At 40.0% G+C, this 19,242-nt stretch carries 15 protein-coding genes; 6 read left to right on the top strand and 9 right to left on the bottom strand.

Going from position 1 to position 19,242, the window contains the following annotated elements; all coding sequences use genetic code 11:
- The first annotated feature begins 51 nt into the window (after positions 1-51).
- A complete protein-coding gene (locus OQ289_RS02165) occupies positions 52-633 on the top strand; it encodes a hypothetical protein (protein ID WP_270089234.1) in 582 nt (193 codons plus the stop codon).
- Positions 634-784: 151 nt separating this feature from the next.
- Entirely contained in the window at positions 785-4,123 is a 3,339-nt protein-coding gene (mfd, locus tag OQ289_RS02160) for a transcription-repair coupling factor (protein ID WP_270089233.1), read from the top strand.
- 121 nt (positions 4,124-4,244) lie between these two features.
- Here the strand turns inward: mfd and OQ289_RS02155 are convergent, their stop codons facing one another.
- The 3 genes from OQ289_RS02155 to OQ289_RS02145 all read right to left on the bottom strand — a co-directional run bounded on the left by OQ289_RS02155 (position 4,245) and on the right by OQ289_RS02145 (position 7,491).
- Positions 4,245-5,522 carry a metallophosphoesterase gene (locus tag OQ289_RS02155; RefSeq protein WP_270089232.1) on the bottom strand — a complete coding sequence of 426 codons (1,278 nt, stop codon included), beginning with the start codon at positions 5,520-5,522 and terminating at the stop codon, positions 4,245-4,247.
- Between the two features lie 11 nt (positions 5,523-5,533).
- The gene (gene hemH / locus OQ289_RS02150; RefSeq protein ID WP_033563524.1) at positions 5,534-6,568 is read right to left on the bottom strand and encodes a ferrochelatase; all 1,035 of its coding nucleotides are present in this window, start codon (positions 6,566-6,568) and stop codon (positions 5,534-5,536) included.
- A 74-nt stretch (positions 6,569-6,642) separates the two neighbouring features.
- On the bottom strand, positions 6,643-7,491 hold the full coding sequence (locus tag OQ289_RS02145) for a 4-hydroxy-3-methylbut-2-enyl diphosphate reductase (RefSeq protein ID WP_270089231.1): 849 nt from the start codon (positions 7,489-7,491) through the stop codon (positions 6,643-6,645).
- A gap of 133 nt (positions 7,492-7,624) precedes the next feature.
- On the opposite strand from OQ289_RS02145, the gene OQ289_RS02140 reads away from it, so the two are divergent.
- Positions 7,625-8,044, top strand: a complete 420-nt coding sequence (locus tag OQ289_RS02140) for a nucleoside-diphosphate kinase (protein WP_270089230.1) — start codon at positions 7,625-7,627, stop codon at positions 8,042-8,044.
- A gap of 75 nt (positions 8,045-8,119) precedes the next feature.
- On the opposite strand, the gene OQ289_RS02135 is transcribed toward OQ289_RS02140, so the two are convergent.
- The 3 genes from OQ289_RS02135 to ruvX all read right to left on the bottom strand — a co-directional run bounded on the left by OQ289_RS02135 (position 8,120) and on the right by ruvX (position 11,234).
- On the bottom strand, positions 8,120-9,682 hold the full coding sequence (locus OQ289_RS02135; RefSeq protein ID WP_270089229.1) for a calcineurin-like phosphoesterase family protein: 1,563 nt from the start codon (positions 9,680-9,682) through the stop codon (positions 8,120-8,122).
- Between the two features lie 612 nt (positions 9,683-10,294).
- Entirely contained in the window at positions 10,295-10,723 is a 429-nt protein-coding gene (gene ybeY / locus OQ289_RS02130; protein ID WP_033563528.1) for an rRNA maturation RNase YbeY, read from the bottom strand.
- Positions 10,724-10,817: 94 nt separating this feature from the next.
- Positions 10,818-11,234, bottom strand: coding sequence for a Holliday junction resolvase RuvX (gene ruvX / locus OQ289_RS02125; protein ID WP_270089228.1), 417 nt, complete (start codon positions 11,232-11,234; stop codon positions 10,818-10,820).
- Between the two features lie 288 nt (positions 11,235-11,522).
- Here ruvX and def point away from each other — a divergent pair, with 288 nt between their 5' ends.
- The 3 genes from def (at position 11,523) to OQ289_RS02110 (ending at position 15,528) form a co-directional block, all read left to right on the top strand.
- Positions 11,523-12,746 carry a peptide deformylase gene (gene def / locus OQ289_RS02120; protein ID WP_270089227.1) on the top strand — a complete coding sequence of 408 codons (1,224 nt, stop codon included), beginning with the start codon at positions 11,523-11,525 and terminating at the stop codon, positions 12,744-12,746.
- Between the two features lie 153 nt (positions 12,747-12,899).
- Positions 12,900-14,900 carry a tetratricopeptide repeat-containing sensor histidine kinase gene (locus OQ289_RS02115; protein WP_270089226.1) on the top strand — a complete coding sequence of 667 codons (2,001 nt, stop codon included), beginning with the start codon at positions 12,900-12,902 and terminating at the stop codon, positions 14,898-14,900.
- Positions 14,893-15,528 (top strand): response regulator, encoded by a 636-nt coding sequence (locus OQ289_RS02110; protein WP_270089225.1) that lies wholly within the window; start codon positions 14,893-14,895, stop codon positions 15,526-15,528. The genes OQ289_RS02115 and OQ289_RS02110 overlap by 8 nt, the downstream gene beginning before the upstream one ends.
- Before the next feature lie 55 nt (positions 15,529-15,583).
- On the opposite strand, the gene OQ289_RS02105 is transcribed toward OQ289_RS02110, so the two are convergent.
- From OQ289_RS02105 to dnaG, 3 genes are all read right to left on the bottom strand, one after another.
- Positions 15,584-16,618: a glutaminyl-peptide cyclotransferase gene (locus OQ289_RS02105; RefSeq protein ID WP_270089224.1), complete on the bottom strand. Its 1,035-nt coding sequence runs from the start codon at positions 16,616-16,618 to the stop codon at positions 15,584-15,586.
- A 262-nt stretch (positions 16,619-16,880) separates the two neighbouring features.
- Positions 16,881-17,237, bottom strand: a complete 357-nt coding sequence (locus OQ289_RS02100; RefSeq protein ID WP_270089223.1) for a YraN family protein — start codon at positions 17,235-17,237, stop codon at positions 16,881-16,883.
- Between the two features lie 3 nt (positions 17,238-17,240).
- Positions 17,241-19,214, bottom strand: a complete 1,974-nt coding sequence (gene dnaG, locus OQ289_RS02095) for a DNA primase (RefSeq protein WP_270089222.1) — start codon at positions 19,212-19,214, stop codon at positions 17,241-17,243.
- Positions 19,215-19,242: the final 28 nt, after the last annotated feature.

Genomic DNA, 19,242 nt, shown 5'->3' with positions numbered 1-19,242 from the left:
TATGTATAAAAAGTACCATTCGATATTGCGATTATATCTATCTTTATAAACATGTCGTTACATCAAGATCCCGAACTCAAACAAGCCGTCCTAGGTCTTCCTCTAAAAGAAAAGGATAAACTCTTGGTCCGTCTGATCAGTAAAGATAAGATGCTGGTCAAACAACTTCACTTTCAATTACTCGAAGACGAGTACGACCTTGAAAATAGGATAGAAAAACTCAAGGAACAACTCTCCAACGTCTTTAATATAGGCCACTCTCAAGTAGACAACAGCCCTAACTTTAGCAACTTTACCGGGTTGAACAGATTAATCAAACAAGCTAGTGGCATGGTCAATGAGCACGAAAAGGTCACAAAAGACAAAGTAAGTGAATTGGATTTTCGCATTTATATTTTAGAGCGATCGTTAAAGGACTACCCTCGGCTCTTCGAATCTTCCTACCAATCGTCGGCACACAAGCTTCATAAATACATTGCTGGACGTATTAAGCATGTGATGGGAAAGTATGACAAGCTACACGAGGATCTACAATTCGACTTCAAATCTCGTCTACAAATCATTCTCGACTTTGCATCACAACATGCCTTGCAGTCCTATATAAAAGAACTCAAGCTCCAAACCGAGCTCTAGCTTCCTCAATATATATATCAGGGGTATATGACCGTACGGATGAGAAAAAAGGGATTAGCAATGGGGTGTAAAAACTCAATCTCGCGGGCATAAATATTGCTTGACCCCCACATTTTGAGTAACTTCGCAAAGTCCAAAAAAATGTTTACGCGTGGGAATTCAAGAAATATTAAATAAATATGGTCAAAGTGGACATACTCAAGCTTTGACTAAAGCCATTCAAGCTAAAAATCCGAAAGTTCATTTAAAAGGTCTTATTGGTGCGTCAGATGCTGTCGTAGCGACCTCTTCATACTGTCTACAAGAACGCCCGTATTTATTTATCTTATCCACCCATGAAGAAGCATCTTATTTTTTGAGTGACTTAGAGAGCCTTCTGGATAAACAGATTTTATTCTTTCCCACATCCTACCGGAAAGCATTTGATTTCACACAATTGGACGCCGCTCACGTCTTGCAACGGGCTGAAACATTAAGCGCACTCAACCATACCTCTGAACTCCCAAAAATGGTGGTCACCTACCCAGAGGCAGTGGCCGAAAAAGTAATCAATAGGGAGGACCTTCAAAAAAACACACTTGAAATCAATCAACACAGCAAGCTTTCTATTGACTTCATCAATGAATTCTTATCAGAGTACGATTTTGAAAGAGTAGATTTTGTTTATGAGCCTGGGCAATTTGCGATCCGAGGAGGTATTGTTGATATTTTTTCATTCTCCAATGACCTTCCGTATAGGATTGAGTTTTTTGGAGATGACATCGAGAGTATCCGCACCTTTAGTATCGAAGACCAGCTATCCGTCCATAAGATACATAAGGTCACAATAGTCCCGAATGTGCAAGCCAAATTTCTTACCACTCAAAATATCTCTTTGCTGGAATATATAGACAGCGATTCGGTCATTTGGATCAAGGATGTCCAGTTCATGATGGATATCATTAAGGATGGGTATAAGAAGGCTGATCAATTCTGGAAAGCTCTTACAGAAAAAGAACGAACGCAAAATCCGGAATGGATTAATCCAGCTTATGGGCTTACGGACGAGAGGACTGTCAGTGCGATGCTTCAAGATTTTCCACTTGTAGAATTCGGTAAGCAGTTTTATTATAAGCCTGATGAGATTATAAAATTTGACATACACCCTCAACCTTCTTTCAATAAAGACTTCAACCTGCTCATCCACAATTTCAAGGAGAACGAAAAAGCAGGTATCCAGAATTTAATTTTCTCGGATTCGCCCAAACAAATCGAGCGAATATATAGCATTCTAGAAGATTTGGACAAAGGGGTGTCTTTCATACCTCTCAATAAAGCACTACGAGAGGGTTTCCGGGATGATGAATTGCAGTTGGCCTGCTATACAGATCATCAGATATTTGACCGCTATTACAAATATAAGCGCAAAAAGGGTTATGAACGTACGCAAGCCATTACGCTCAAAGAACTCCGGGATTTAAAACCGGGAGATTATATTACCCATATAGATCATGGAGTTGGCAAGTATGCCGGCCTCGAAAAGGTAGATGTCAATGGAAAGTCGCAAGAGATGATACGTCTAGTATATGCGGACAATGACCTACTGTATGTGAACATCAACTCGCTGAATCGTATTTCCAAATATTCGGGAAAGGAAGGAACAGTTCCGAAAATGAATAAATTGGGGACTGATGCTTGGGACAAGCTAAAGAGAACTACAAAACGGAAAGTCAAAGATATAGCACGAGATCTGATTCAGCTATATGCAAAACGCAAGGCACAGACGGGTAATGCCTTCAGCCCAGACACCTATCTACAGAATGAATTAGAGGCGTCCTTTATCTACGAAGATACACCAGACCAAGAAAAGGCAACGACTGACGTCAAGAAGGATATGGAGTCACCTCATCCGATGGACAGACTTATTTGTGGAGATGTGGGGTTTGGTAAGACCGAGATTGCTGTACGGGCTGCTTTCAAAGCTGTTGCTGATAGTAAACAGGTCGCTATACTAGTCCCTACCACCATATTGGCACTGCAACATTACCGTACATTTACGGAAAGGTTAGAGGGCCTACCCTGCAATATTGATTACATCAACCGATTCAAGACAAGTAAACAGATTAAAGACACCCTGGCTAGACTGGCCGAAGGAAAGTTAGACATCATCATCGGCACCCATAGACTGGTGAGTAAAGATGTCAAATTCAAAGACTTGGGATTGATGATTATCGATGAGGAGCAAAAATTCGGAGTATCGGTCAAGGAAAAACTGAAGGTGATGCGTGCGAATGTAGACTCGCTAACGCTGACGGCAACACCTATACCACGAACATTACACTTCTCCTTGATGGGCGCGCGTGACCTTAGTATCATATCTACACCACCACCCAATCGACAACCGGTACAAACAGAGCTTCACGTTTTCAATGAAACCTTGATTCAAGAAGCCGTAAGTTATGAACTGGATAGAAATGGTCAGGTATTCTTTATCCATAATAGGGTAGCTGATCTGAAACAACTTGGGGCCATGATTCAAAAACTCGTGCCCGGATCGCGTGTTGGAGTAGCACACGGGCAGTTGGAGGGGGATGACCTTGAAGATGTGATGCTCAAATTCATCAATCATGAATATGATGTATTGGTAGCTACAACGATTATTGAAGCGGGCTTGGACATACCCAATGCCAACACTATTATTATCAATCATGCGCACATGTTTGGCTTGAGTGACCTTCACCAAATGCGTGGACGAGTTGGTCGATCTAATAAAAAGGCCTTCTGCTATCTACTGAGTCCGCCACTGTCCACTTTGACACCTGAAGCCTACAAAAGATTATCGGCTATAGAAGAATTCTCAGAACTGGGATCAGGATTCAATGTTGCCATGCGTGATTTAGACATACGGGGTTCGGGAAATTTACTTGGAGCCGAACAATCCGGCTTCATTGCCGAAATCGGATTTGAGATGTACCATAAAATTCTTGATGAGGCTATCCAAGAATTGAAAGAAGACGAATTCACGGAATTATTCGCAGATGAGCAGGAGCGTAAGTATGTCACATTTACACAAATTGACACCGATCTGGAAGTCCTGATTCCTGATGAATATGTAACCAATATCTCCGAACGCTATAATCTATATACGGAGCTGTCTAAGATTGAAAACGAAGAACAGTTAGTGTCCTTTGCAAAGTCAATGGAGGATAGATTTGGTCCTATTCCACACGAGGTATTTGAACTCTTTAACACAATCAGACTACAGTGGTTTGGGAAACAGATAGGGCTTGAAAAAATTTCCTACAAGAAAAATACTTTGAAAGGATTCTTTGTTAATAATCCTAAGTCGTCGTATTATGAATCGGATCAATTCGGAAAGGTAATTGCTTTTGCACAGCGCAACCCGACTATTTGCAATCTTAAAGAAATCAAGGGACAGTTACGAATTGCGTTTGAGAATATATATACGGTAGGTGCTGCACTGGAACTGTTGAGAGATATGAGTCGATAACCGACTCATATCATTCAATATCTGTATTTCCCATTCACCCCTACCAAGTTTTTAGACACTGAATATCTTCTCTATGTCTAAAATAACAAGGAGAGTCTTCTAGCCTCGTTAATCGAACGGGTTAGACTAGAGGCCTAGGACCTTTTATAAGTTCAAATATCGTAATCTCGGGCAAAATTCCTACACGGCCCGGATATCCTAAAAAGCCATAGCCCACATTGACATACAATTGTTTATTATTTTTCTCTTTGTATAAACCAGCCCATTCCTTGTAGATATACTTAGCAGGGCTCCATTGGAAGTTTTCCGTACGGACACCAAACTGCATCCCATGAGTATGTCCGGCAAACATCACATCGATGTCTGTATCTAAGACTTCGGCCCTCCAATGCGAAGGGTCATGTGAAAGCAAAAGTTTGACAGGTTTGTCTTCAGTCCCCATAAGAGCTTTCTTCAAGTCTCCTTTCTTCGGAAATCTACCTGTACCCCAATTCTGGACACCCACAATAGAAATCTCTTCCTTGTCGACTTTAAGAGTGCGATTTTCATCCATAAGAAGATCCCAGCCCATTACCTTATGCGTATCTATTACGTCAGCTAGATTCTTCCTTTTGGCGGGAGAATCTTCCTTACCGTAATAATAATCTCCGTAATCATGATTACCTAGTGTAGAAAACACCCCCAAATCAGCTTTCAATTTGGCAAAAATATCCTGATAATCACGCATCTCGCTTGCCACATTGTTTACAAGATCTCCGGTAAAAAATATTGCATCGGGTTTTTCCCCGAGAATCATCTCTATTCCTCCCAATACGGCTTTTTTGTTGTAAAAACTGCCTGAATGGACATCAGATATCTGTGCTATACGCATACCGTGAAATGACGCTGGCAATTCGGGAAGATATAATTTCTTTCTTCTGATTCTATAGTCATATGCACTAGAGACTACTCCCCAGCCCAATGGCAATAGGGGTAGCGAAGCAATGACTATTCCAGACTTCATTAAAAATTCAGATCGTGAAATCCCTTTTACGGGCTTTTCTGGTAAAGGCTCTTCTAATTCTTCTATTTTAGATTCGACTGACTGATGCTTCCGTCTCGGTTTGAACAAACGTGCTATCCACACTCCCCCCCTACGTATATCATCGATCAGGATAATAAGGAAAAAGAAAAATTTGCAAGTGGCAGTCAAGAAAAATGCGACTAAAATAATAGACCGGTACATCAATGGAATATTGAATTTCATTCCGATAAAGACACCCGTCAACAATAGGGCAGAATACGTCCACCATAGATAGGGGAACCATTTTTTGTGTACAAATCTAATTTTTGTCGCTCTTAATGCGAAAAAAATATAAAAATCGAGTACAAACAGTATAATGGAATTAATAATTAACATCTAGTCATGTTTTAGTTTTTGTTATTTAGGGCTAGGCTCTTCAGCGTCTCAATCCACTTTGGATTGTCATTCAAGCTTTCAACCAATTGTACCTCTTCGCCTCCGGCTGCTTTAAATTCATGTGCATACTCCACACTGATTTCATCCAAGGTCTCGATACAATCTGCCACAAATGCTGGACTAAATACCAATAATTTTTTGATTCCTCTCTTTGCCAAATCATGTAAAGCGTCAGAGGTGTAGGGTTGTATCCAAGGCGTTTTACCCAGACGGGATTGAAAACAGACAGTGTAACTACCTTCCTTCAAGCCCAATTTGTTGACAATCGCCCTGGAAGTTGCATAGCACTGTGAGAGATAGCAATAAGGCTTCGATTCCATCCGACAGGACTCACATCCATTTTGAGGGCAGTTTAATTGGCCGCTGGGATCGACCTTACCAAGCTGTCTAACGGGCAGACCGTGATAGCTGAATAAATAATGGTCGTATTTGGTCAAATCATGTATCTTGGCATTGTCTGCAATTACGTCAATCATTAATGGATGATCACAATAACTATTTACGAAGCTCACTTCAGGAAAATACTGCCAAGTCCTCATCAGCTCCATGACTCTATCAATTACCGACCCTGTTGTTGCAGATGCATACTGTGGAAAAAGCGGAATCACACGAATAGAATCTAATAGCATACCTTCCATATTCTTAAGTGCTTGTTCAATAGATGGATTCTGATAGCGCATAGCCAACTCTACATGATAATCATCCCCGAGTTCTTGCTGAAGTAGTTCTTTTTGCAACAGACTATAGTACATGAGCGGCGAACCGGTTTCTTTGTCCCATATTGTTTCGTAGACTTTTGCCGACTTTGGTGCTCGTGTAGGCGCAATAATACCTTTCACCAATAATGTACGGTTGATATACGGAATATCCATCACCCGCCCATCCATTAAAAACTCAATTAAATATTTACGAACATCTGGAGTACTAGGCGTATCAGGTGTCCCTAATTGAACCAGTAGAATTCCTTTGGTTACTTTTTTAGTCATAGCTTACAAAAATACAGATAAATATAGGCGAGCGGTCTTGAGTGCCAAGAATATGAAACTCCCATGACGAGAGTTTATAGACCTTGCAGTGCTTTTTGGACATCCTTCATCAGCCACATTGGAGTAGAGGTAGCGCCGCAGATACCCACAGTATCGCCTTCCGAAAATACCGTTTGGTCGATTTCATCGACACCAGAAATGAAGTAACTATTTGGATTAGCTTTTAAACAAACGTCATAGAGTACCTTTCCATTGGAAGATTTTTTCCCGGAGACGAATACTATTTTATCATATTGACGGGCAAATTCACCTAAGTCTTCATAGCGATTGGATACCTGTCTACAGATGGTATCATTGGCTTTGACATCGTAGCCCCGCTTAATCAGTTCTTCTTTAATCTCGTAAAATTTATCTACCGATTTGGTGGTTTGGCTATATAGGGTGAAACTGGATGGTAGTTCAACCTGATCCAACTCGTTGATATCCTGAAAAACCAAGGCCTCGTTATTGGTTTGTCCTTGTAGGCCAATAACCTCAGCGTGCCCATGTTTCCCAAAAATGAGAATTTTCTCATCATCGTCATGTGATGTTTTTATCCGATTCTGTAATTTCAGCACAACGGGACAAGAGGCATCAATCAGGGTGATATTGTTCTTCAGGGCTATTTTGTACGTTTCGGGCGCTTCTCCATGCGCACGAATCAATACCTTTTCATTTTGGAGATTGGGCAAGTCCTCATGGCTTATGATCCGTAGACCTTTAGCTTTTAGTCTAGCGACCTCTTCATCATTGTGTACTATATCTCCTAGACAGTATAAATAACCATCCTCTTCCAGAATCTCTTCGGCCATATCTATAGCATACACTACACCGAAGCAGAACCCTGAATCCTTATCTATCGTTACAGTCAGATTCTTAGCCATAGGACAAAGTTAAGAATTAGTATCGAGTATTGCATAGCTTGTGATGGGCAGGTGTATTTGATTTGACAAGGAAATTATTGCCAATGGGTTGTTTTCAAATTTTTCTTACCTTTGCAAAAATTTTATAATTGTAATGGCAACTAACAGAACTTTCACCATGATCAAACCAGATGCAGTAGCAAATGGTCATATCGGTGCAATCCTAAACGACATTATTTCAGGCGGTTTCAAAATCGTAGCTTTGAAATACATTCAATTGACTAACGAGTCAGCTGGAAACTTCTACGCTGTACACAAAGAGCGTCCTTTCTACGGTGACTTGGTAAGCTTCATGACTTCGGGCCCTATCGTTGCGGCAATCTTGGAAAAAGAAAACGCTGTTGAAGACTTTCGTACTCTTATAGGCGCAACTAATCCGGCCGAAGCTGCTGAAGGAACTATTCGTAACAAATATGCAAAATCTATTGATGCAAATGCTGTGCACGGTTCTGACTCAGATGAAAATGCTGCTATCGAAGGTAACTTCTTCTTTTCTCAATTCGAGAGATTTTAATCGATACACAAACAATAAAAAAAGCCCTGCTTATTTAGAAAGCAGGGCTTTTTTTATTGCTTGCGTCTTGTAATTTTACTTAACGACATCGATTTCTTTGGATGTTGTGTGCTTCCGACCAAACATATCGACGGCTTGAATTTCTAAGGTATGTATCCCGATTTTTAATTTGGGCAATTTCATTTTCCAAAGATGTGTTGATTTTACCCCATCTGATGGGCGTCTACCTGCTCTATATTGTTTGGCCAAGTCGTACTGCAATACGGAGAAAACGAAATCCGGATCGGCCTCTTCGGTATACTGCATATCTTTCCAATCTCCACCATCTAATCTATATTGAACTTTATCATCTTTATGACCGATGAAAAAATTTGCAAAATATGGTGACCGTCCGACATACTTTTGTTCAATTACAGCTGGACCGTATACCGCCATCTTGTACTCTGCATCCTGCCCTATTACTTTGTAATCAAAGGTATATTGATTGCCTTTAATATTCAGGATAGCATATCCTTTTGGGGTGCCATCTCGCATGGTAGACACGGGTACCCCTATTTCATTTTTCACACCCGAATACCAATCGCCGGATGTTGTACCAACATTGTATTCATGATGGGGTTTCGCTTGTTTCCAACCGTCTGCTTCCCCATAGAAATTCTGTGTTTGAAAATGCGTATGCGCGGACAGGGAAAGTGTGTGTGGGAATGATGCCAATATATTGAACAGTCGTTGTCTATCTTCTCTCCTGAAGACATCTTGATTCTCCATTAGCAAGGGAATGTGAAATGCCAAGACAATCAACTTGTCTTTGGGAACAAATTTTAGATTGTTCTCCACAAAATCCAACTGTTCTTTGCGAAATCCACCTTGATAGCCCTTCTGCTTAGTAGGATGGGGATACAAGATATCATCTAACACAATAAAATGAGCATTACCGTAGTTGAAGGCATAGTTATTGGGTCCGAAAGTCGCTTCAAATGATTCATCAGATAGTGAATCTGTCTGTGCATCGTAGTTCATGTCATGATTTCCCATCACCTGATACCAAGGCAACCCCATATGGCCCACGGTAGAAAGATATGCTGGGTGTAGACTCAAATCATCTCCAACAAGGTCCCCTAGACTAATTCCGAATTTTGCCATGCGCTTATCCGCTATTTGATCAATAACACCGCGTTTAAAAAAATCTAACTCTTCTACGGTATACGCTTGGGGGTCACCAAATACAAAGGCAGAAAAATCTTGGCTTTCCGTTGAAGGAATTAATGCAAAATTCACATCTTTTTTCAGTGCTCCTGTAGGTGCTACCCCTGGATATTTTGAAGTTGGACTCCCCTCAGGCTTATGAATATAGTAGAACTGAGGGTGATTTTGACTATTTACCGGAGTGCTAAAGTCTTTCGGTTTGACAACAAAAATGATATTATCTCCCCCTACTGGTAATTCATATTTCCCCTTCGCATCGGTTTGTACAACCTGTATGCCATTACTGACAGAGACATCCGCAATCCCTTTTTCCTGTTTATCATAGCGACCATTATTATTGAGATCGGCAAAGACCGTACCTCTGACGATCTCCTGGGCTTCCACGCATGCTGCGATAGCTAATAGTGAAAATAGAATTGTTGATTTTTTCATCCGTATAAATTGCTTTTTTAATGGCGAGAAAGCTATCCGATCGATTTCATTCCACTGTGTGGTATCAAACAAACCCTGATGGTCTCATCTTCTTCTTTTATAATAATGAGTATAAGCTTCACTTGCATTTTTGAACTCCTTATACTCGGTTCTTCATCTGTTGATGAGGGCTTTCTGTAAATACCATTGCCACCATGTATAGCGGCAACTTACTGCTCGGCTCCGATAGGGATACTTTACACTGCGGCTCAATAGGTTGTCTTATCGTCTACAAGATTTAGAATCATTCCGATTGATATTGAATCGACTTATTCCGTCTTGTATCTAAATTAATATTCGTCACAAATGTAGTGCTCTCTCATAAACCCAAAATCAGCTTTATGTTAAGTAATTATTAATACTACCCGTTTCTTACGCTTGTTTAAAATTGGTTAAATAGTCTTTCAGGTTACTTTACGGCTACAACTTCGTGAAGTTTATTGAAGGTAGAGGCGCTACTTACTCTTCACCCTTTGATAGTAGCATGTCTATCTTAGAGAACAAGCTTCAAGGGAAAAGGCGCTTACATAAAAATCACGATATAACTTAATACAGACTCTTAGTTGATCGACGTTAAAACGTCCTGCTTCCCAAATATAAGTCTTCTTTACTCGTCATCAGCTTCTTATCTTCTACTTTCTTATCAGGATACCCACATAGATGTAACACCCCATGGATGATGACCCTGTGCAACTCGTCTCGCTCTGTTACTTTGAATTTGGCGGCATTTTCATGAATACGCTCAATGCTGATAAAAATATCTCCAGCAATCACCTGCTCATCTTCGGAACTATCGAAAGTCACAATATCAGTGAAGGTATCATGATGGAGATACTGCTTATTAATTTCCAACAAATAAGCATCTGAACAGAATATAAAATTCAATTCTGCTATGCGCTTATATCCTTCGGATTTGACTGTTTCCAGAACCCACTGACGAATCTTTTGCTTTTCTTTAGGTTTAAAATCCGTCTCTTCAGCAAAAAAATTAATGTTACTCATATCATATTGTTATTAAAAAACTATTTAAAGCACCCTCTCTATTGATACTTGCCACATTAGTAACGTATGCTCAATTGATTGGATGTACTTACTCTTAGATAAAGTTGCGGCTTTCCATATAAGATTGTAGGATTATTGTTGCCGATACGGTATCCACCAATCCTTTTTCTTGGCGTTTTCCCTTCCTTAATCCACTTTGCGCAATTACGGCAGATGCCATTTTAGAAGTGAATCGTTCGTCAACCTGGACAACAGGGATATCGGGATAGGTCTTTTTAAGTAACCTAATAAATCCTACGACATGGGAGGCTGATTGTGAATCCGTGCCGTCAAGTTGTCGAGGCATCCCGACCACAAAAGTCTCTACTTGTTCGCTTACCAAATATTCCTTTAGAAACTCAAGGATAGTATTGGGATGGATCGTCGTGAGCGCATTGGCTATAATCTGAAGTGGATCGGTTACAGCAATACCAATCCGTTTAGTGCCATAGTCAAAAGCCATTAATCGCATAGTAATCTTTTAATTTTTACAAACTTAGATAAATTCATCATAAAAAAGATGATTTTATCTATCCATCATTTTCACAAAACTGATGAAACTCAGACCAAAGCTATTATAGATAAAGGGATTTGCAGCTCTATCATTTTCCGTTCTCATAACCAGCGAAGATATTACGTGTCCATATTAGACTTAAATCTATTGTCCACATCATTGCCAATCTAAAATGACAATAAGTACATCTATTATACCGCACAAATTTGATAATTTTGTCAAAATATTTTTATAACTCCGCTATTAATGAAGTTTCTATTTTCATTTATACTATGCATCTGCCTATACACCCTCGCTGATGCACAATCATATACGACTCAGATAAACGAATTTTGGACCATCAAAAAAAATAGTCTAAAACAGGATGGCTTTGGCCCACTACGTCCCCAAGATATTGGATATATTGAATACTTCACCGCAAATGAGGATTTCAAAGTCATCGCAAAGGTGGAACTACTGCCTAACGAGCCGAGCTTTCTTATGCCAACTTATGATGGCACTAGCAATGCGTATCGTCGATATGCAATATTGAAGTTTACATTAAAAGAGGAAGAATTTACGTTAACAACGTACCAAAATGCAGCCCGTTTTCAAAACCCTGCTTACAAAGACCATTTATTTTTACCCTTTCTAGACCAGAGTAATGGTAAGCAGACCTATGAAGGAGGGCGCTATATCGACCTTGACATCAAAGACATCAAAAACAGTATGATAAGTATCGACTTCAATAAAGCTTATAATCCATACTGCGCATATAGCAATGGCTATCGATGCCCACAACCGCCTGCCGAAAATCAATTACAAATCATAATCGAAGCTGGGGAGAAAAAATATAAGGGACCAAAAAACGAAAGAACTGTGAATAAAACTATTGCAAAAAGCTTTAGCAAAGCGGAACAAGAGCTCATCAATGCCGGGGATAGTAGTCAAACGATGCGCGTACTCCAGGTAACGGATACCAATGACTTGGAGATTCTCAAGACTCCTTCCCAAGATATCAAGCATGATGACCCTTTGCTCGTACATTTATCCAAACGGATGTACGCTACTGTCAATGACCCTGACCATCTCGGCGTTGGAATTGCAGCTCCACAAGTAGGCATCAGTAAAAATGCTATTTGGGTTCAAAGATTTGATAAAACGGACAATCCATTTGAGTTTTATATCAATCCAAAAATCATCTGGCGCTCTAAGCTAAGTCGAAAAGGTGCTGAAGGGTGCCTATCTATTCCGAACAAAAAAGAAGACGTACAACGTAGCTATTCCATCAGACTGCAGTATCTATCTTCGGAAGGTGACATAATAGAAGAAAACATTGAAGGGTTTACTGCGGTAATCTTCCAACATGAAGTAGACCACCTCTACGGCATATTATTCACGGATAGACTAGAAGAACAAGCGACAATTCCATATGTACCCCTTACAGAGAAAATCGAATTTTCCATTGTCCCCAAAACGATAATGCCTTGATCGGGCTTCCAATTGTCGATTACTAATTAAGATACCTGTAAACGGGTAATTTTGCAGGTAGGTGATGGAGTGTTATGAAATTTCTATAATTTAGATAGGAATATCACTTTGGCACATTATAGATTTTAGACTCGCATGTATATCCGTTTACTCTTGTTACTACTCATAGTTAGTTGGTTGCCGGCTAGATCCCAGCAGATTCTGTCTCAGATGGATGAAAAGAAATTCCTAGACAGTCTCCAGCACGTCATCAAGACTACACCTTCAGACAGTATCAAAGCCAACACTTATTTTTTCATTTCGGATTACTGGCGTTTTAAGGATACAACTAAAAGTAGAGATGCCCTTAATAAAGGTAGAGCGCTCGTCTTCTCTGAGGATTCTCCACCTTCTGGACAGGTGTATCTGAAAGGGTTATATCATTTTTATTTAGGTCAGCATTATTTTAATTGGAATAAACCTTTAGCAGCAAAAGCTTATCAAGAGGCAGAACAAATAATACGTCCGTACAATCATTCAGGTGCTCTTTTGGTACGAGCCGCCTCTTGGTACAACTATGCGCTAATGGTCAGGGCTGAAAAAGGGGACAATTTTGTCACGGACATCTTACTAAATAAATCTATCCCCTTAGCTGATAAAACTGATAACTTGGAGAAAAGAGCTCATTATTATTCGCAGTTGGGTGCATTGTTGATGTATAGCCGGCAATTTGAAAAATCTGAGGGGTATAATACAAAAGCAATAGAGTTATTGGAAAAGGCAAAACCCAATTCACCAACCCTTTTCCTCTCCTACCTCACCGCAACAGATAATTATATTCAACTCAAAAATTTTAAAAAGGCTCGTCAAACGTTAGATAAAGCCGAAGATCTCTTAAAACTTTATCCAGAATCGGTAAATGCATCGTACTATTACTACCAAAGAGGCACCTATGACCTGTATACCAAAGACTTTTCAGGAGCAATAAAAACGCTTGATAAAGGAATCGAAAGCACCAAGCATAATAATCAATTCCATATGCAACAGATGATGCAGTTTCGAAAATATGAAGTACTAGTAGAGCTAGGCAAGTATCTAGAGGCAAAAAAAATCCTGACAGCGTTAAGCAATCCTGAAAACAGTATCCTGCAAGATCTAAACTCCAAAAAAGAAATTTATGGTCAGATGGTGAAAATCCATGAATTGACCAATAACATTCCCGAGGCACATTTTTGGTCAAAAAAATACAATGCACTCGCTGACAGCCTACATAAAAATGAAACAGATGTCAAAATCAGCGACCTTGAAGCAAAGTACAACACTGCCGAAAAGGAGAAGCAAATCACAAAACTTGAAGCTGCGAAAAGGGAGGCAGACCTGGACACAAAAAACACAAAACTAACCGCTTGGTCTTTGGCGATTATGAGTATCTTGCTTTTGGCTATGGCCATTATCTCCTATCTGTATTATCGAAACAACAGAAAACTGCTACAGGAACAAAATCAAAATCATATTCAACAATTAAAAGAGATTGAACAGACCGAAAAAATAAAGTACAGTAAAGCATTAATGGCTGGCGAAGAGACCGAACGAAAACGCTTAGCTCAAGACCTACATGATGGCTTAGGCGGTACCTTGGTCGGTCTAAAAATGAATCTTTCGGGCAAAATCGAAGAAAGTGGAGCGCAGGTGTTGGCTACGGATTTGAATCCCATTATCAAACAATTGGACCACTCGGTCTCCGAGTTAAGACGTATTGCTCATAATATGATGCCTATTAATTTAATCAAATTTGGGCTCGAAACGGCCATTCGTGACCTCTGTGAATCGATGATTAGCGAACATCTGCAGATTTCATTTCAAGCATATGACATTCAGAAACACATCCCCGAACAGACGCAGCTCAACATCTATCGAATCATACAAGAGTTATTGACCAATTCGCGCAAACATGGGAGGGCGTCAGAAGTATTGCTACAATGCAGCCAAGAGGAACACACTTTTCTGCTTACAATGGAAGACAATGGGATAGGCTTTGATACATCGACACTTGACTCGGAAAATGGAATGGGGTTCCACAATATTCGGAATCGCGTTGGGTATCTCAATGGCCGGATTGATATCCACTCTTCCGTGGGTGAGGGTACTACCGTAAACATTGAGCTGTATGTCTAATGTCCCTATCCGCATCGCTATACTTGACGACCATCTGATTGTGCTGGAAGGTATCAACCGCCTATTAGATGGGAGTCCGACTTATAGTATAGTAGCAAGTTTCACCCTCGCCCAAGATTTGCTGGACTTTTTAAAGCATAATAAAGTTGATATTATACTCTTAGATATTAGTCTACCGGATATCAGCGGAATAGACCTATGTCTACAGATCAAACAAGCATATCCAAATATCTCAGTGATAGCGCTCAGCAATCATTCTGAAAGAAGTATTATCTTAAGAATGCTTGAGAATGGAGCAAGTGGATATCTATTAAAAAACATTGACCTTCAAGATTTAAAGTCAGCACTTAATGAAGCTGTAGCGGGTAGACCAGCCTTTAGTCCTAGTGTACAGGATATTATCTCACGGCCCACACTGAGTGAAACGATGTCATTCCCGAAATTGACCAAACGGGAAAAAGAAATATTACAACTCATAGCTCAGGGTAATACGACCACAGCTATTGCAGATAAGTTATTTTTAAGTCCATTGACCATAGAAACTCATCGAAAGCGAATCATGCACAAATTCCAGGCTAGAAACATGACAGCATTGATAAAAACAGTGACGGAACACGACCTCATATAACACACATCGGCCCTAATGATATGTTAGGGCCGATGTGTGTTATACTAGTTGAAGACTATCGTTCATTCAATTTGATTTCAAATAACTGGTTCCACTTTTTACCCGTTACAAATAGACGCTTTGCATCCTTATCATAAGCGATACCATTTAACTCATTATCATAGGTTTTACGCTCTGGATTGGTATACATCCCCACCAAATTTATCTGCCCTTCGACAGCTCCTGTCGTAGGATCGATGATAACGATAATTTCCTGACCGTAGACATTAGCATAAATTTTTCCGTCAATGTATTCCAACTCATTCAGGCTGTCGACAGGACCCTTATCGTCATATACGCTTATGGAACTCTCCTCTTTATATGTATCCGGATTTAAAAAATAAATCATATTCGTACCATCTGACTTAATCAACCGCTTTCCATCATTCGTGAGTCCCCACCCTTCCTTACTATTGCCGTATTCAAATGTACCAATCTGGTTAAATGTATTTTTATCGAATACGATTCCAATCTTCTCTTCCCAGGTCAATAGGATTAATTTATTGCCCCATAATGTCATCCCTTCTCCAAAAGACTTCGCATCAAGCATTGTTTTTTTAAGGACTTTACCCGACGTAAGCTCCACCTTTCGAATTGAAGAATAATTATATTGCCCCGTAGATTCATACAAGATACCATCAGCATATTCTAAACCTTGTGTAAAGGCCGACGTGTCGTGCGGGAAGGTGTTGACGATTTCAAATCCGTATTGCTTTGCCGATTCAGGAACAATTATCACGTTACTATAAGCGATATCCTCTTTGCCATCAACATACACTTTGGCGGTGAGGTTTTTGGTTCCTAGACCAATTGTTTGAGAATCGACAACCAAAGTCGTGGTATCATTCTTACGACCTACAATGTTACCATCAACAGCATATACTACTGAATCGAGGGCTACCGTAGGAAATTTCAATTTGAAATTAACCTGTTGCCCAATAACGATTACTTTTCCAGACTCTGGAGCAACAAATTCCAATTTTCCTTTATTTGTAAAACAACTGCAGACTAACAGCATCCCTAATGAGCAGAGGCCTAATATTTTTTTCATCCGTATTAAATTTGTTTTTTTAAGATGATGAAGCTATCCGATTTATTCAGCCTAAAGTTTGATTATTCATACACCATTTGCTTTTTAGTGGTATTCATGAACTCGTGTCACTCCGTTTGAATAAATCTTTATGATTTCATCTGATTATGATTTTATATCATCTATTTTAATCTATCCAAACTTAGAAAAAATGCTTTGTATTCCCAAACCCGACACTGCACAGCTAGAAGACCTACACCAGCATTTTTATGGAAAATCAGCATCAATTACTCCAAAATGCATCTTTAACTATCGTTATCTCTACAATATCGCTCAAATAAACAGACACTACGTCAAATCGAATATCTCCTATATGCTCACACCCTCCTAGGTATATATCAGCGGCTCGTATCAACTTACGCTGTTTGTGGATATCGACAAATTCTGAGGGTTCTCCAAAAGCTAGAGACCGCCTAGTTTTCACCTCAACAAATACTAATACTGCACCGTCATAAGCAATGATATCTACCTCCAAATGTTTATGTTTCCAATTGCGTTTGACAATCCGATATCCTTCGCGTATCAGCCTTTCTGTCGCTAACTGCTCTCCTTGTATGCCATATTCAAGGTGCTTTGCCATGTCTTATTTCACAATCGTATTTCCAAGAAAATCACCAAGCAATTTCTCTGCTTCCTTAAGCTTTTGATACTTACTGATTAAGATTTCCATATCAGCCGCATCCATTGTCACTTTCAATTCTTCCCTTATTTTGTGCATTTCGGTTTCGACCTTCCTTTTTTTGATACGGTATATCGATTGAACAACCAAATTTTTTAATTGTTCGTGCTCCAATTTGATATAAATTTTTCTTTTATCATCATTCCAATTTGGGCTCAAGCTATAAGGACTCGCAACGCAACTAATTGCCAAATCTGCTACTTGGGAATCCTCATGTGAAAAGAACATCTTGGCCTGTGGTATTTCATAGCGTTCGGCATATTCCTTATACACTTGTATAATATAAGCACTTGGTTTGTCCTCAAATCCAACATCATCTATACTCCCCAACAGCAAAGGTGCGACTGGTATATCCCCATCTCCTTCCCATGTCGCGAGGTAATCGCCATAGTTGAGCAGTATACGTACTATTTCTCGTTCCTGTAAGATTTCAGGTGTGATCTTATCTTCGACAACGGGTGCAGCACCGCCTCTTTCTTCATCCGTCATGAAGAAATCCGGAGGAGGTCCCTCCATCTCCATCTGTGCTGCAGATTCGCTCGCTCGCTTATTCTTCTTATCTGCGTCTTTCGCTTTTTTTATCCGGATGCTGTTCAATTCGGAGAGCAATACACGTTCCTCGATATCCAATAAATCACTACATTGCCTGATGAATACCGAGACCTTAATTTCATCTGGAATCAATGCGATGCTCTCTACCACATCCCGGATCACCTCCGCCCTTTTTATGGGATCGTTCTTGGCATCTTTTAAAAGAATGTTAGTTTTGAAGAATATAAAATCTTCTTGATGATCGGCAATATATTTCTTAAAGGCATCCGATCCGTATTTTTGCACATACGAATCGGGGTCATTCCCATCCGGAAAAAGAAGAATTTTGACATTCAAACCCTCTTCCAGCAGCATATCAGTACCCCTTAATGATGCTTTAATACCTGCTTGGTCTCCATCATAGAGAATGGTTACATTTTTTGTGAAACGAGAGATTAATTTAATCTGGCCCGAGGTCAGGGAGGTACCCGAGGATGAAACTACATTCTCCACCCCTGCTTGATGTACCGAAAGCACATCGGCATATCCTTCAACTAAATAACAGTTGTCCGCATCTAAAATGGCTTTTTTGGCAAAGTTGAGTCCATACAAGACGTCCGACTTGTGATAGATTTCACTTTCAGGTGAGTTGACATATTTGGGCACGCTCTTTTCAGTCTTCAGCGTCCTCCCACCAAATCCAATAATCCTACCGGTAAGATTTTGGATTGGAAACATGACGCGACCTCTAAAACGATCGTACAAACTACCGTCATCTCGCTGAATAGCCAATCCTATTTCTTTTAGAAAAGACTCATGAAACCCAGCAGCTTTGGCCGCTTCAACCAATGCTGTCCATTGGTCTGGAGAATACCCTAATTCAAATTTTTTGATAACCTCTTCCCGATATCCCCGTTCTTTGAAATAGGACAAGCCGATAGACTGTCCCATATCTGTATTCCACATATTCTCCTTGAAAAACTTCCCTGCCCACTGACTCAAGACATAAAGACTCTCTCTTTTATCCTGAGCCGCCAATTGTGCAGGCGTACGTTCCTGTTCTTCAATTTCAATATGATATTTATTGGCCAGATATCGAATGGCTTCGGGATAGGAGTATTTTTCCAACTCCATGACAAATTTTAGGGAATCACCTCCGGCTCCGCATCCAAAACATTTGTATATACCCTTGGCGACGGAAACGTGGAATGACGGTGTCTTTTCATTATGAAAAGGGCAATTGCCAATTAATGAGGTCCCTCTTTTCTTTAAATCCACAAATTCTCCAACCACCTCTTCGATACGGGCAGCGTCCAATACTTTCTCTATGGTCTCCTTTTTAATCACAGCTCTTCTTCTACTTTGGGATATTCAT

It is taken from the genome of Sphingobacterium sp. SYP-B4668 (genome assembly GCF_027627455.1).
Lineage (GTDB): Bacteria > Bacteroidota > Bacteroidia > Sphingobacteriales > Sphingobacteriaceae > Sphingobacterium.
This window is presented reverse-complemented; position numbering and strand designations above follow the sequence as displayed.